Below are 14,887 nucleotides of genomic sequence, written 5' to 3' on the forward strand. Positions count from 1 at the left end.
CGATCCCGTGACCGCAGGCTCCGTTTTGAGAGCAGTCTGGGAGGGAAGAACATCATGCGAATTACTGTCGAAGAGGCCTTGTCCATCTATCCCTTGTCCAAAGCGAAGCTGGTCGCTGGGGCCGGCGGCGTCGGGCGGCTCATCCAGTCGGTCAATACGATGGACGCGCCGGATGTGATCGACTGGATCAGTCCCGGCGAGCTGCTGCTGACGACGGCTTATGCGATCAAGGACACGCCGGATGCGTTCCTGAAGCTGCTCACCAAGCTCGATGAGCGCGGCGCGGCTGGCATCGGCATCAAGCTCGGCCGTTACTGGTCGGAGATTCCCCAGATTGTCCTCGAGGAGGCGGATCGGCTGAACTTTCCGATCCTTGATCTGCCCTTCGAATTCGCCTTTTCCGATCAGATGAACGCGCTGTTCCAGGCCGAGTTCGCCAAAAACACGCAGCAGCTCCACCAGGATCTCGACAAGCAAAAGCAACTCGTCCGCTTCGCGCTGCAAAAAGTCGACTTCAACAATCTGTTCCCGATGATCGCGGGCATCCTCGCGCAGGATATCGTCGTCGTCAGCGCGCGCGGCCAACTGCTGTACAATAGCTGCGACTGGCCGGAGGTCGAGCTGCTGAAGGGCTGGCCGTGGGCGCCGCAGCTCCACAGAGCCCGCACCGAGCACGGCTGGTACTGCCGCATCCCGCTGCTGCAGGATACGGATTGCTACGGCTATCTGATCGTCATCCCGGACGACGGTCCGGTCCTGCCCGAGGAGGAGGGGCTGCTCCACCAGGCAGCCGAGATCCTCTGCTACCATATGGACCACTATTACGACGATCAGCAGACGGTCGCCGGCTACCAGTGGAGCGCCGTCATGGAGCGTTACCTGCAGCGTCAGATTACCAAGGAGACATTCCTGGAGCAGTCGCGCTCGCTCGGCTCGCCGCTCGTCGGCGGCGGCCATGTGTGCGTGCTGACGGTCATCGAGTCGCCGCCCGGCGCTGCCCCGCCTGCTCCCAAAAAGCTGCGCGAGCTGCTGCGCGAGGTGAACTATCATCCCCGCCTCAGCAGCCTCGAGAGTCAGCATCTGACGCTGGAGGACACGCTGCTGCATGTGTTCAAGGTGCAGGATACGCCTGCCGAAGGCGGCTCCTTCGCCGATATGGTCAGCCAGGCCTATCTCGAGCTCGTGCATGCGATGCCCGGCGTACCGGTCCGCAGCTATATCAGCCGCATCAAGCCAGAGCTTGGCGCGATCCGCGATGCCTACGAGGAGTGCACGGAGGCGCGGCGCATCAGCCGTCAGCTCGGTTATGACGCGCCGGTCGTTTTCTTCGCCGACCTGGAGTTCTCCTATCTGTTCTCGCATATCCCGACGCCCGTGATGGACCGTTACTGCCAGACGCTGCTGCAGCCGCTGACGCTCAAGGACGCCGACTATGCCGCCGACATGCTGCGGACGCTGGAGGCCTATATCGCCTGCGAGGGCCAGATCAACGACGTCGCCCGCCAGCTCTACATCCACCGCAATACGGTGCAATACCGGCTGGAGAAGCTGAGCGAGCTGCTCGGCCTCGATCTGCGGCTGACCGGCGACCTGCTGAAGGCGAAGCTGCTGTTCATGTTCCGTCAGCTGCTGGCGCAGGAGCAAGGTTGAGCGGGGCCAGGCGCCGGGGCAGCGATAGGCAGACTGCACAAAGAACCGTCGCGTTTCCTCCCTTTCGTAGGAAACACGACGGTTGCGATTGCTCCAAGTTATCGCTCTGTTCGTCAGGTTCATTTCATCATTCACGACAGGACGACCGCCCAACCCGGCCAGATCGCCCAGCGTTACGTCGCCATCAGTCTAGAGCTTCCAACTGAAAGTATAACGTCCCGACCCGGTCTCGAGCCGCACGCCTGCCTCCGTCTCGATCGCAGACGCGATGCCATCCGCCTGGCGGACGGCAACTCCGCCTTCCGTCGCCGTCTCCAGGCTGGCGCCAGGAAGCGTGATCGTCGCCTTCGTGTTGACCGGAATCGTCACGAGCAATTCCATCACGCCATCCTCGGAGCGGCTCCAACGCGACGCAATCTCCCCGTATACGGAGTCAAACCGCCCTTCCGCCCAGGTCAGCGCCCCTCCCGGCTGCGGAGCGATCGTAATGCTCTTGTAGCCAGCCGTCCCTTCCGCCATATCGATGCCCGCCACGCAGCGGTACAGCCAGTCTCCGATCGCGCCATAAGCATAGTGGTTGTAGGAATTCATATCCTTGCTCCAGAAGCTGCCATCCTCCCGAATGCCGTCCCAATGCTCCCAGATCGTCGTTGCGCCCTTCGTCACTTGGTAGAGCCAGGAAGGGTAATCCTGCTGCATCAGCAGCTTGTAGGCCGCATCCAGCTGTCCATTCTGACTAAGCGCGAAGTTCAAGTATGGCGTGCCGACAAACCCTGTCGTCAAGTGGAACTTGCTCTCTTCGAGCAGCTCCATCAGCTTGGCGACGGCCCGCTCCCTGGCCTTGCCCTCCAGCAAGCCAAATGTTAGCGCCAGCACCTGTGCGGTTTGCGTCGGGACCGACAACCGTCCCGCAGGCGTAACGAATTCCGTCGTAAAGGCAGCCACAATGCGCTTGTACAGCTCCGCATACGCTTGCGCGTCCTCCGTACGTCCGATGATCGCTGCGGATTGCTGCAGCAACGAAGTCGAATACGCGTAGAACGCCGTAGCGATATAATCTCTGTCTGTTGCGCCGACATAGGAATCCGGCTTCGAATCCAGTCCCAGCCAATCTCCGAAATGGAAGCCCGTGTTCCACAAATGCTCATCGTCCCCTTGACGACGGATGTACTCCACCCAAGCCTTCATGCTGTCGTACTGCTGCTCCAGGATGCGCTTGTCGCCATAGCACAAGTAGATCGTCCACGGACAAATAACAGCCGCATCCCCCCAGGCCGCGGATGAATGAGAATTGCGATCGAGCACGTCCGGAATAACAAACGGCACGCCGCCATCCTCCAGTTGGTCTGCGGCGAGATCCCGGGTCCACTTGGCGAAGAACGGAGCGACGTTGCGCAAGTACGAGGCCGTCCGGATGAACATCTGGGCGTCGCCCGTCCAGCCGAGCCGCTCGTCGCGCTGCGGACAGTCGGTGGGCACATCGAGGAAATTGCCCTTCAGCCCCCACTCGATATTGTGCTGCAATTGATTGATTAATTCGTCCGAGCACTGGAATGCTCCCGTGGCCGCCATATCCGAATGCAGCACGATGCCGGTAAATTGCGCCATGGCTACAGGCTCCGGGAAGCCGACGAGCCGAATATACCGGAAGCCCTGGAACGTAAAGCGGGGCTCGTAGCTCTCGGTCTCTCCGCCTTTTAGCGTGTATTGGATCGTAACCTTGGCGGAACGCATATTTTCGGTGTAGAAATTCCCTTCCTTGTCCAGCACCTCGGCGTGGTTGATCGTTACCGTAGTACCAGCCTCACCCTTGACCTCAAAGCGAACCCAGCCGACCATGTTCTGCCCGAAATCGAGCACAGTCTCTCCAAGCGGCGTCTTGATAAGCGCGATTGGCTTGATTTCCTCGATCTTGCGTACCGGCTCGTTCTCCTGCCCGATAAGCTTGCCAGATGCTCCGTCCAGGAGGTCGACCAGATGCCAGTCGCTGTCGTCGAACGCAGGCGCGCTCCAGCCCGGCTGCTCCAGCCGCGCGTCGTACGTCTCGCCGTGGTACAGCTCCGACATCAGGATCGGACTTCCCGCCGCCTTCCAGGCTCCATCCGTCGTCACCACTTCAGAGCGACCATCTTCGTATTGAATGTGAAGCTCGAGCAGAAGTCTATTCTTGTCTCCGTAGATGTCCTTCTGATGCTGCCAGGCCAGATTGCCTCTGTACCAGCCCTTGCCCAGCCAGGCGCCGATCGCATTGGCTCCGTCTTGCAGCATGCCGGTGACGTCGTACGTCTGCACCTGCAAGCGATGCTTGTAGCTCGTCCAGCCCGGCGTAAAGTAGCTGTCCCCGACCCGCGCGCCGTTCAGCTCCAGCTCGTACAGGCCAAGCGCAGTGGCGTACAGACGGGCTTGACGCACTGCGCCGCCGACCGCAAAGCTTCTGCGCAGCAACGGCGCCTGCTCGCTTTCCTGCGCGATGACGCTTACTGGCGCGCCAATCCAGCTCGCGGTGTATTCGCTCTCATCCAATATCCCCGTCTCCCAGTAGGACACGGCCGACCATGCCGAGCTTTCGCCCGCTTCGTTCCAGCTCTTGACCCGATAATAATAGCGCTTCCTCGATGCAAGCTCCAGACCCGGCAGCTCGACATGCACCGTCTGATCGCCGCTCACGCGTCCGGATTGCCATAGGATATCCTCGAAGCCTTCCACAGACGACACTTCTATTGCATAAGCGGTTTGGACGCTCCCGCGCTTGCTCGAGCTCAATTGCCAGCTAAGGCGAGGCCGCCTGACATCGATGCCGATCGGATTGTCCATGTACTCGCAGCGCAACTGCTTCACTTCAAACATCGTTCAACTCTCCTCTGGAATATGCCGTGATGTGTCTTATGATATAATAAGTGCGACCGATTGAATTGCGGTAATACGGACATATTCATAAGGCAATTACGACATAATGTTCAGAAGAACCAGCGCTCTGCCAGCACCTGAAAAGAAGGGATCACCGATGAAAAAAAGCTCCGATACTTATCTCGGGAAATACTTCTTCGAGCATTTCCCGGTCTATATCAATCGCGCAACCGAAAGCTTCGATACCTTCCTCCACGATCACGACTTCTATGAGTTCGCCTATATTGCAGAAGGCAGCGGCTTTCACCACGTCGGCGATGACATCCATAAGGTAATCAAGGGGCAGCTCTGCTTCATTCCAATCGGAATCCCCCATGTCTTTCGTCCGCAATCGACCAACGCCGCCAAACACCGCTTGATCGTCTACAACTGCGTATTTCCTGCGCGTGTCTTGGCGAAGCTGGCCGAATTCGTGACAGACGAAGCGTGTCGCTCGTTTATTGTCGCCCTCATGAACGACGCGGTCGATTACTTCGTCCTGCCCGACGAGGAGGATACCATCGAGAAGCTGTTTCTGGCGATGCACCGGGAGTACACGCTGATCCACGCAGGCGCGATCGATTATATCCATACCTTGCTTGTCCAGCTGCTGCTTACCGTGCAGCGGAGAAGAAGCGTAGAAGGCGGCGCGGCAAGCAAAACACCGGTAAGCTTCCATCGGCTGCTGCAATACCTGGATCGGCACTGCACAGAGCCGTTAACGCTAGCCTCGCTTGCCGAAGCAAGCGGCTGGAGCGCGCGGCATCTGCAGCGACTGTTCCTGCGGCATACGGAGCAGCCCTTCCTCCGCTACTTGCAGCATCTGCGCATTCAGAGAAGCTGCCAGCTTCTGCGCGATACGCCAGAGAAGGTGAGCGCGATTGCCGAATCCGTCGGCTATAAGGACATCGGCACATTCCTGGCCTTGTTCAAGCGCAGCGTAGGCATGACTCCTACGCAATATCGCAATTCAAAGAGCCAATAATTCATGCCCGATTACGTAATCGACATCACTTGTCCGCCGGTCATGGCGACAAGCTGCTCAGCCGTTACCTCGAATCCCGTTTTCGGATGTCCGGCGATCATTCTAGCAGCAGACAGCACAAAAAGGCGGCGTCCCCCTCCTTACGAAAGGAAACCCGCCTAGCTGTCAGGGACGCTATCCCAGCTTTGCAGCGGGAGCGTCAGCGTCACGGTCGTCCCGACATTCGCCTCGCTCTCGATACGGACGCCGTATTGCTCGCCGAAATAGAGCTTAATGCGGTTGTCGACATTTTTCAATCCGATCTGCCTCGTCTCGCCGTCGATCAATACGCGGCGTATGTGAGCCAACTGCTCCTCGCCGATGCCAACGCCGTCGTCCCGAATATGGAAACAGATCATGCCTTCCTGCATGCGGCCTTCGATTGTAATTTGCCCGCCGTGGTCCAGCGTCTCGATGCCGTGATAGATCGAATTTTCGACCAGTGGCTGCAGCGTCAGCTTGATCATCTGATGATGTTCGATTCCCTTATCCAACTGCCAGACGATACGCAGCTTGGAGCCAAATCGCATCTCTTGAATTTCCAGATACGCTCTCACATGCTCGAGCTCTTCTTCGATCGGCACGACCACCTCGCCCCGGAAGATGCCCTTGCGGAACAACCTCCCCAGCGCATCCAGCATCCGGATCGCATCCTCGTTGCGTCCGAGCGCGATCATGAAGTTAATGGAGGAGAAGGTGTTGTACAAAAAGTGAGGATTGATCTGGGATTGAAAGGCGGCGATTTCGGCTTCCTTCTTGCGCTTCTCCAACCGCTGCTTGCTCAGCTCCAGCTCATGCTGAACCAGCTTGGAGGCGATCACTTCCTCGATCAACGCATTAATCTTCAAGATCAGCTCGTTGAAGCGCCGGGAGATCAACGTCAACTCATCCCGCTCTCCGCGATCCGGCAGGCGCACCGAGTAATCCCCCGCCTCCAATCTGGAGATCAACCCTCCGAGTTGGACGACCGGCTTCGTAATTTGCCAGGAGAACACAAAGGAGCACCCGACAATAATCAGTGCCACGAACAGCAACACCAATGAATTGACAATCCAGATCTGGATATTGTCCTTGCGAATGTCCGCTGTTGGAATCTGCATGACGAGCCGCCACTCGCCTTCTCCCTCAATCGGGTAATAGAAGGAGAGCGAACCTCCACTAATCGTCTGCTGCGGCAGGCTTGCGACAGGCACGTCCCCTATCGGCAAATCCATCTCGCTGCCGATGAGACGTTTGTCCGGGTGGGAGAGGATGACGCCCTCCGCATTGATGATGAAAGCGGCATTATCCGCGCTTCGCAGCAGCGAGCTATATCTTCTTTCCAGACTGCTCTCGGCCAGTTGCGCCTGGATGAGACCTCCGACGGAATAAACGCTCCTGCCGCTGTCGCTGTCGTCGCGATGACCCTTGATAAACTCGTCCGAATATTTCAGACGCACCTTGCGAACAAAGGGATACACCTGATTGCCCAACGCATCGATACGTTTGTCCAGCCAGGCGGTATGTCTGAACTCGTCGTTGCGAAAGGCGATCGGGATGGCTTCCCAAGCCGTCCCGTCGACCAGATTGCTGGTGGAGTACAGTTGCGCTCCCGAGCTCCCGTAGATTTCGATGGCAGGCAGCGTGCCTGCGAGCGGATTTTGCTTGACGATGTATTCGGAGATGGACCTGAGCCGGCTGTCATCGGCCATCTCTTGCATTAGCAGCAGCTGAATGTCCTTCAGGTTGGCAAGCTCGGCCGTAAATTCCGCCATGTCCCGTCGCAAATATCCGATATTATCAGCTGCTTGTCCTACGGTGTTGGCAATCGCCTCCTTCGTTTTGTCGAGGACGATCTCGTTGGCGCTGACGTAGGTGACGGCAATCAAGACGACGGCCGGAACGACCGTCTGCACGCACAGAAACACAATCAACTTGTTCCTCATTTTGAATCTGGATAGCCACGCCGCAAGCTTCGACTCTGCCGCCGCCCCATTGCCGGACACCGTGTTCTTCAGCATCCCAAGCGGCGAGAGCAAGGCTTCGATGATGAACCGCGCGCTCAGTGCCCCGCCGACGAACAGCAGCCCCGACAGGAGGAACAGAATCCGTTCAAGACGCTTCAGTTCGTCTGTAAGCACTTTCATATCGACGATATTCGAATAGACATACTCCTCATCCGGGGGATGAATATAGGTGACGTAATAGTCCCCGACGACGACCGAGCCTTCCTGTCCGGGAAACCACTCGGCATCCTGTTCCTGCTCGTCCGCAAGGCCGCGCTTTATCGACGCGTCGTCGGTCGCCCACACGACCTCGCGCTCTTGATTGTAAATAATGAGACTTCGTTCGCGCATGTCCGAGGAGAGGAAGGAATCCGGATCAAGCGCGTAGACGATGACCGCCTCCTCCTCCCCTACTCCCCCTTCAATCCTCTCCCCCAGCAGCAGCTGGTTCCGGAACGTTAGAGGAGACGAGGAGGTGAACGACGCATGCCCGCTCCTTGCGAATAATTGCCGATGGATCGGATGCGTCGTGATCTCCTTGTAGGAGACCGAATGCGTGAAGCTCCCCGCAAAGAAACTGTCGCTGGCAGTCACCACCATCGCGCCGGTAAAGCCGCGATGATCATTGATAAAGGATTGCAGCTCGAATTCCATTCGTTTGGCAGCGCTGATTCGGTCGGCTATTTGCACAGTGCTCCCGTATTCCTGCAGCCGGGCGGCGAGAAGCTCCTTATGCTGCCGGATGAGCGGCGTCGACCTCTCCATCATATTCTCGAAGCTGTCCCGCACCGTCTCCAGGTAACCGTAGTCCGAAGTATAAGCCTTCTCCAGCACGGTGTTCTTGATGATCCGATAACTGTACATCGATACAAAGGACAGCGTAAGCAACAGCAGCACCAGCGAGGTGACGTATATTTTGCGCTTGATCGTCATCGCTGATTAACTTCCTTGGCGGCGTCTGCATAACCGGCGGCCAGATACTGGCTGCGGAATGTCTCCCAGTCGCTCTCGATGTCCAGCTCGCCCGTGATGAAGCCTGCCTGGTACTTGTAGAATAGATCCGACGGCCTGGAGCCGGCCTTCCTCAGCGCTTCGATCTGAACGCCTGGAAGCCGGTCTCGGGCCACGCCCTCCACTTGCTCGATGTCATGGAAGAATGTCCGGATCTTCGTCTTGTACTCCTCGTCAAACGCCTTCAGCGCCTCGTCGGTCAAAAGCGTCGAAGCGTCCAGCATGGAGCCGAGCAGCGGATGCCTGCCGCCGAAGTGCCAGCCTTCCCGTGCGAATATGTCCTCCCTCGGCTGCCTGTTCCCTTCGCTGTCTATCGTAAAGTGCTCGCCCTCCACACCATACGCGTAGAGCTCCCTGCCTTCCGGCGACAACGAATATTCCAGGAAGTCGAAGATTCGCTCCGGGTCCCGGGTCCCTTGGTAGATCATGACGCCTTCGAACATCTTGGCGCCGGAAATATGCGCAATCCCCCCCGGACCGCTTAACGTTGCAGGCAAAAATGCGATCTCTGCCTCGCTGTTATGCCGCTTGAGCATGGGCAGCACTCGCTCCATGAACGTCGCCCCGACCAGCAGTACGCCCGCTCGCCCCGACGCAAACTTGGCGATCTCGTCGCGCTCCGGCTTGTGCGTAAAGAACTCCCTGTCCAGCAGCCCTTCCTCGTACAGCTTGTTGATATACAAAAAAGCGTCCTTCATCTCGGGCAAGGTATAGTTGTAGACGTACTCGCCATCCCGCTCCACCCAGTTGAAGCCGCCGGTAAAGCCGGCAAAGATATGATTCAGCCACCACACATTGGATAACGTCAGTCCCGTAGTGTCCTTGCCGTCCGGGTCCTCGCGAACGAACACCTTGAGCGTCTCGTACAGCTCATCGAGCGTTGTCGGCATGGGAAGCCCCAGCTTGTCGAGCCAATCCTGCCGAATATACCACGCATGATCCCATTCGCCGAACAGTCTCGGAATCGCGTACAGCCTGCCGTCTTCGGCGCGATAGGCGGCCGCATCAGGATGTGCGATCCGCTCGGCCAGATACGGGTATCGGCCGGGGTGAAGCTCCAGGAATTGCTCGACGTCGATCAGCTGTCCTTCGCGCGACAACGAGCGATACACCTCCCCGCCGAGATCGTCGATTCGAGCTTCCATCATATCCGGTATGTCCCCGGAAGCGATCAGCGCATTCAGCTTCGCGAATATTTCGGTCTGATTCGGACTCGATATGTACATCAGATTCAAATCCATATTAAATTGGCGCTCCAGACGTTCGATCAGCTTGTCGTCAGAGTGGATTGTCCCGTTGGACGTATACAAGTCGCGGCTAATATACGAAACCTGAAGCCTGGTACGATAAGGGCTCGCATCCGCGCCGTCCGGCTCCGCCAGCTGTTCTTCCGAACAGGCGCTCAAGCAAAAAAAGCCAAACAAGACGAGCGTCGCGCTCGCTAGGCCGAATCTCATGCATCGTCCCTCCCCGTCCTCATGATAGCACAGCGCATCCCCCGCCCAAAGCAAATTCGTCCCGGCCCCAAGGGCAGAGACGAATGTGCGAAACGGAGATGCAGAATACATCAAGGCTTCATTTTGCTGTTGATTTCATCCTCTAGCTTCTTATATCCCGCCGCATATAACTCCTTGACGAACGTATCCCAGTGCTGATCGATATCGAGCTTCCCGGTAATAAAGGCGGCTTCGTACTTCGATATAATGTCGCCAGGCTTCGAGCCGAATTGCTTGCTGGCATCAAATTCGATCCCGGTCAGCGGATTGGTCGCCGCGATGCCGGTACCCTTCAAATAATCCATATACGACCGGATCTCTTCAATATTCGTGGTGAAGTTATCCTGCAAGTACGCGCTGACGTCGACGATGCTGCGGATGCCGTGCGGCCCCTTATCCCAACCCTCGTGCTTGCGAATGTCCTCATTCGGAACGATGGTGTCGCCCTCCATCTTGTAATGGACATTCTCGACGCCATTGAGCCACAGGTCTTTGCCCTCCGGGCTCATCAGATATTCGATAAAATCCATGACGCGCTGCGGATCTTTGGTATCCTTGTTGATCGAGATCGCTTCAAAAAACTTGTTGCCCGAAATACGCGCCGGACCGGCTGGGCCGCTGAAGTTGAAGTACGTTACTTTGGCGTCGGCCTTAAACTTGCTCAGCTCAGGCACCACCCGCTCGGACAACGTTACGCCGAGCAGCAGCACGCCCGCTCTGCCCGTATTAAATTTGGCGATTTCGTCGCGCTCCTGCTTGTGCGTGAAAAATTCGTTGTCGAGCAGCTTTTCGCTGTACAGCTTATGGACAAACTTCAACGCTTCCTTCTGCTCCGGCAACGACCATACCGACACATATTTGCCGTCCCGAACCGCCCATTCCCATGTTCCGGTAAACCCTGCGTACACATGGTTCAGCCACCAGGCATTGGAGATCGTCAAGCCGACATTCTTCTTGCCGTCGGGGTCGCTCGCGACAAATGCCTTAAGCACCTCATACAGCTCCTCATGCGTCGTCGGAGCTTGCAGCCCCAGCTCGTCAAGCCAGTCTTGACGGATATACCAGCCATGATCCCATGCGCCGAAAATCCGGGGGATCTGATAGAGCTGTCCGTCCGAAGCCCGGTAGCTGGCCGCGTCGGGATCATCGATCCGAGCCTCGATATTCGGATAACGGCCCGGATGCGCCTCGACAAACTCCTCGATGTTGATCAGCTTGTCGGCTTTGACCAGGTTCTCATAGATGTCCTTGCCGATCGGCGTATCATTCCGACTCTCCAAAATATCCGGAATATCCTTGGAAGCAATCATCATGTTCATCTTCTCGAACACTTCTGTCTGGTTCGGGCTCGGCACGTAGATCCTCTCAAGATCGATATTAAACTTGTCGGACAAATACGCGATCACCTGATCATCCTCGACATACTCCTGTACCAAGTCACGGCTCATCATTCGAATCTTGATGCGCTCGTTCGTCTCCTGATCATTCTCGCCTGCCTTCTGATTCTGGTTAGTAGAGGACGACGGGGATGGGCCGCCGTTCTCTCCAGTATTGTTGGTGGAGCAGCCCGCCATCGCCGCTCCGAGCATCGTCATGGTCATAAGCATAGACAAGCCCGCTTTTATTTTATTCCGTTTCACTTCGTACACCCTCTCCTGAATTCGATTGATGAGTTAACCCTTAACCGACCCGATCAGCACGCCCTTGATGAAGAAGCGTTGAAGAAAGGGGTAGACCAGCAAGATCGGGACAATCGCCACGATGATCGTCGCCAGCTTCACTTGCTCGGTTGCCATGTTCTCCCGATCCGTCGTAATGACGTTCTGCGTCGTCGTGTCGACGCTCGTCAGCATGTTGTAGAGCACGGCTTGCAGCGTGTACTTGTCCGTGTCCGTAATGAAGAACAAGGCCGTGAATAGCTCGTTCCATCGGTCGACGGCGTAGAACAGGCCCAGCGTAGCCAGCACCGGCAGCGATAGCGGCAGGAAGATGCGGAACAGAATCCCGAAGTGCGAGCAGCCGTCAATCTCCGCCGCTTCCTCCAGACTGTCCGGAATGCTGTGGAAGCTGGTCTTCATAATGATCAGATAGAACGTATTGATCAGCGAGGGCAGGATATACACCCATACGTTATTGATCAATCCATAGCTATGAAGCGTGAGATAGATGGGGATCAGCCCCCCGGAGAACAACATCGTAAAAAGAATCGCCGTAAAAAAGATCATCTTGCCCGGCAGGTTCCTTCTCGACAGCACGTATGCGCCAATCGAGGTGAACAGCAGGTTCAGCGCCGTGCCCACAATCGTACTAAACGCGGTGATGCCGTAAGCGTTCGGAATGGTGCTCGTCTCGAAGATCTGCTCATACGCCTGGAAGGTGACGTAACGGGGCAGCAGCAGCAGCGCCTGATCCGCGAACTCCTCAAAGGGCACAAGCGAGCCGACGAGCGTGTACCAGAACGGGTACAAGGTCACGATCGACAGCAAGATGAAGAAAGCGTAGTTCACGATTTGAAACCATAATGAAGGTCGGTTCATGCAGCCCTGCCCCCTTAAATAATTCCGCGCTCTCCAAACTGCTTGGCGAGCCGATCGGCAAGCAGGATGAGCGCAAAGCCTATGACGGACTTGAACAGGCCGATCGCAGTCGCGTAGCTGTACTTCGCATTCTGCAATCCCGTCCGGTAGACATAGGTGTCGATGATATCTCCAACATCCATAACGAGCGGATTATAGAGCACGAATATTTGGTCAAACCCGGCGTTCAGAATGCCCGAGATCGCGAGGATAAACATCATGACCACGATGGATCGTATGCCGGGTAATGTAATATGCCAAGCCTGTCTCCCCTTCCCCGCGCCATCCATAACCGCAGCCTCGTACAGCTCGGGATTGACCGACGCGATCGCCGCGATGTAGATGATCGTCCCCCAGCCTACATTCTTCCAGATATCGGACAGGACGACGATGGAACGGAAGTAGCTCTGCTCCAGCATGAAGTAGATCGGCTCGCCTCCGAACAACGCGATCAGATGATTGATGACGCCAGTGCTTGGCGACAGGAACGCGATGACGAGTCCGCCGATGATGACCCAGGATATAAAGTGCGGCAAATAAATGATCGTCTGAATGACTCGTTTGGTACGCAGATGCAGCATTTCATTGAGCATTAACGCCAATATAATCGGCAGCGGGAACCCAAACACGATTTTGTACATGCTGATCATCACCGTGTTGCCAGCCGTCTGCCAGAAGTAATCGTCGCTCATAATATCGCGGAACACATCCAGACCGACCCACGAACTCCCCCATACGCCATCGAATACGTTATAGTCCTTGAAGGCGATAAGCAGCCCATGTATGGGCACGTAGCTGAACAGGAAATAGTACAACAGCACAGGGGCCAGCATCAAATAAAGTATGCGATACCTACGCCATTTCATCGTCCAGGCCTCCTATTCATCCCGGATCGGCTTGTGAAGCACAAACCTCGAGCCGCCGCCCTTCACGAGCGAGTGCATCATGTAATGCCAGTTGCCCTCCGCATCCTGCACAGCAGAGCCGCTGCCGTAGTTGCTCCAGAAGTCGCCGTTTCGCTCCGGCTGCTGGAATACGGCATATTCGTTGCCCGCGCTGTCCGATCTGGTACGGGCATCGAGATCGCGGAGCCGATCAGCCTTCACTTGCAGAATCTGATACGACGGCGAGTCCCAGGTGTTGACGGAGAAGTAAAAGTGGTACTTGCCCTCGATATAAGCGAGGACAGGCGCTTCCGTCACGAACCGCTCGACTCCGACCGCCGGCCAGCCGTAAGCTTCCCCGGCAGGCTTCCATGGCCGGTCGTTGTTGTCGCGGTTCATCGGTACATCGAATTCCGGCCACTGGCGAGGATTGGAGATCGGATAGGTCTCGTCCGGCATATAATCGTAATACAAGCCCGGCTGTTTGCCTTCGCCTTCTTCGAACGCAGGGTTGTTCAGCCAGAACAGCTGGATATGATTGCCCGATTCGTCCGGGTCCTCCTGCTCGCCGTAAGAGACGTAGGCCATATAGGTTCTGTCCGTCGGCGGATCATGGAAGATGGCCGCGTCGATCTTGAGCGTGGCATGCGTCTCGCGGCTCGCCTTCGTCTCGGGTCCGTCATAGGAGCGCGGCGCGTTCCTCGCATCGTTGCGCGGAATGACGCTGACGAATCGCTCGAACGGACCTTGCGGACTGTCGCTTCGTCCGGCATAGATCGATTGCTCCAGATGATATCCGTCCTCTCTGAGCTGCGGACCGGCATAGCTGCTGACGAACATCCAGTAGTCGTCTCCGATCCGGGCCACATACGGGGCCCAATTCAGCCACAGCTTCCGGTTCGTTTTGTCGTCCGGTCGGCCGATATCGTGATAGGCATCCGCAGACAATGCCGACGGCAGCGGTTCCCAATCAGTCAGATTGGTACTCGTCCACGTCGGCAATACGCCATTGTCCATCGTCGTGTACATGTAATAACGGCCGTCGTCCGTACGCAGCACCTTCGGGTCTGCGCCGTATACAATCTCCCCGTCCGGTCCGCTAACGGCTTGCGGCTCGATGCGAAGCGTCGACTCTGTAGCCGCATCGTCGCGCTTCGTTTCTCCCTCTTCCAAAGTTGGCGCGGATTTAATCTCTTCCATCGTGTGCTCCCCTTCCCTCTCGTTGCTGCAGCCCATGATCGCGATCAGGATTGTCGCCACCAGGACCATCCGCAAGCGTTTTCCCAAACCGCTCCCCCTCCTCTCGCATCGGTTGCCACTACATCCATAGTAATGCCTTAGTCGACAGACCGTCAGGGGCGTTAATGGGTTGTAA

9 protein-coding genes are annotated in these 14,887 nt (G+C 56.9%); 2 read left to right on the forward strand and 7 right to left on the reverse strand.

All coding sequences use genetic code 11. From position 1 onward, the window contains the following. The first annotated feature begins 54 nt into the window (after positions 1-54). Positions 55-1,650, forward strand: coding sequence for a PucR family transcriptional regulator (locus PA598K_RS03420; RefSeq protein WP_128655501.1), 1,596 nt, complete (start codon positions 55-57; stop codon positions 1,648-1,650). A 189-nt stretch (positions 1,651-1,839) separates the two neighbouring features. On the opposite strand, the gene PA598K_RS03425 is transcribed toward PA598K_RS03420, so the two are convergent. Further along, entirely contained in the window at positions 1,840-4,497 is a 2,658-nt protein-coding gene (locus PA598K_RS03425; protein ID WP_128655502.1) for a family 78 glycoside hydrolase catalytic domain, read from the reverse strand. Between the two features lie 157 nt (positions 4,498-4,654). Between PA598K_RS03425 and PA598K_RS03430 the strand changes: the two genes are divergently transcribed. Continuing rightward, the gene (locus PA598K_RS03430; protein WP_185601507.1) at positions 4,655-5,521 is read left to right on the forward strand and encodes an AraC family transcriptional regulator; all 867 of its coding nucleotides are present in this window, start codon (positions 4,655-4,657) and stop codon (positions 5,519-5,521) included. 158 nt (positions 5,522-5,679) lie between these two features. On the opposite strand, the gene PA598K_RS03435 is transcribed toward PA598K_RS03430, so the two are convergent. From PA598K_RS03435 to PA598K_RS03460, 6 genes are all read right to left on the reverse strand, one after another. Next, positions 5,680-8,478 (reverse strand): sensor histidine kinase, encoded by a 2,799-nt coding sequence (locus PA598K_RS03435; RefSeq protein WP_128655504.1) that lies wholly within the window; start codon positions 8,476-8,478, stop codon positions 5,680-5,682. Next, a complete protein-coding gene (locus PA598K_RS03440; RefSeq protein ID WP_185601509.1) occupies positions 8,475-10,013 on the reverse strand; it encodes an extracellular solute-binding protein in 1,539 nt (512 codons plus the stop codon). Before PA598K_RS03440 ends, PA598K_RS03435 begins: the two co-directional genes overlap by 4 nt. A 110-nt stretch (positions 10,014-10,123) precedes the next feature. Further along, a complete protein-coding gene (locus PA598K_RS03445; protein ID WP_185601511.1) occupies positions 10,124-11,692 on the reverse strand; it encodes an extracellular solute-binding protein in 1,569 nt (522 codons plus the stop codon). Between the two features lie 33 nt (positions 11,693-11,725). Next, the gene (locus PA598K_RS03450) at positions 11,726-12,589 is read right to left on the reverse strand and encodes a carbohydrate ABC transporter permease (RefSeq protein WP_128655507.1); all 864 of its coding nucleotides are present in this window, start codon (positions 12,587-12,589) and stop codon (positions 11,726-11,728) included. Positions 12,590-12,603: 14 nt separating this feature from the next. Next, complete coding sequence (locus PA598K_RS03455) at positions 12,604-13,494, reverse strand: ABC transporter permease (protein WP_128655508.1); 891 nt, start codon at positions 13,492-13,494, stop codon at positions 12,604-12,606. Positions 13,495-13,506: 12 nt separating this feature from the next. Then, a complete protein-coding gene (locus PA598K_RS03460) occupies positions 13,507-14,799 on the reverse strand; it encodes a family 43 glycosylhydrolase (protein ID WP_128655509.1) in 1,293 nt (430 codons plus the stop codon). Positions 14,800-14,887: the final 88 nt, after the last annotated feature.

The organism is Paenibacillus sp. 598K (assembly GCF_003851045.1).
In the GTDB taxonomy this organism is placed as follows: domain Bacteria; phylum Bacillota; class Bacilli; order Paenibacillales; family Paenibacillaceae; genus Paenibacillus_D.

Excerpts from the sequence above, each read along its gene's own strand:
- PA598K_RS03435 (WP_128655504.1), bottom strand. The coding sequence starts at position 8,478 with ATGACGATCAAGCGCAAAATATACGTCACCTCGCTGGTGCTGCTGTTG.
- PA598K_RS03430 (WP_185601507.1), top strand. The coding sequence starts at position 4,655 with ATGAAAAAAAGCTCCGATACTTATCTCGGGAAATACTTCTTCGAGCAT.
- PA598K_RS03450 (WP_128655507.1), bottom strand. The coding sequence starts at position 12,589 with ATGAACCGACCTTCATTATGGTTTCAAATCGTGAACTACGCTTTCTTC.
- PA598K_RS03455 (WP_128655508.1), bottom strand. The coding sequence starts at position 13,494 with ATGAAATGGCGTAGGTATCGCATACTTTATTTGATGCTGGCCCCTGTG.
- PA598K_RS03425 (WP_128655502.1), bottom strand. The coding sequence starts at position 4,497 with ATGTTTGAAGTGAAGCAGTTGCGCTGCGAGTACATGGACAATCCGATC.
- PA598K_RS03420 (WP_128655501.1), top strand. The coding sequence starts at position 55 with ATGCGAATTACTGTCGAAGAGGCCTTGTCCATCTATCCCTTGTCCAAA.
- PA598K_RS03440 (WP_185601509.1), bottom strand. The coding sequence starts at position 10,013 with ATGAGATTCGGCCTAGCGAGCGCGACGCTCGTCTTGTTTGGCTTTTTT.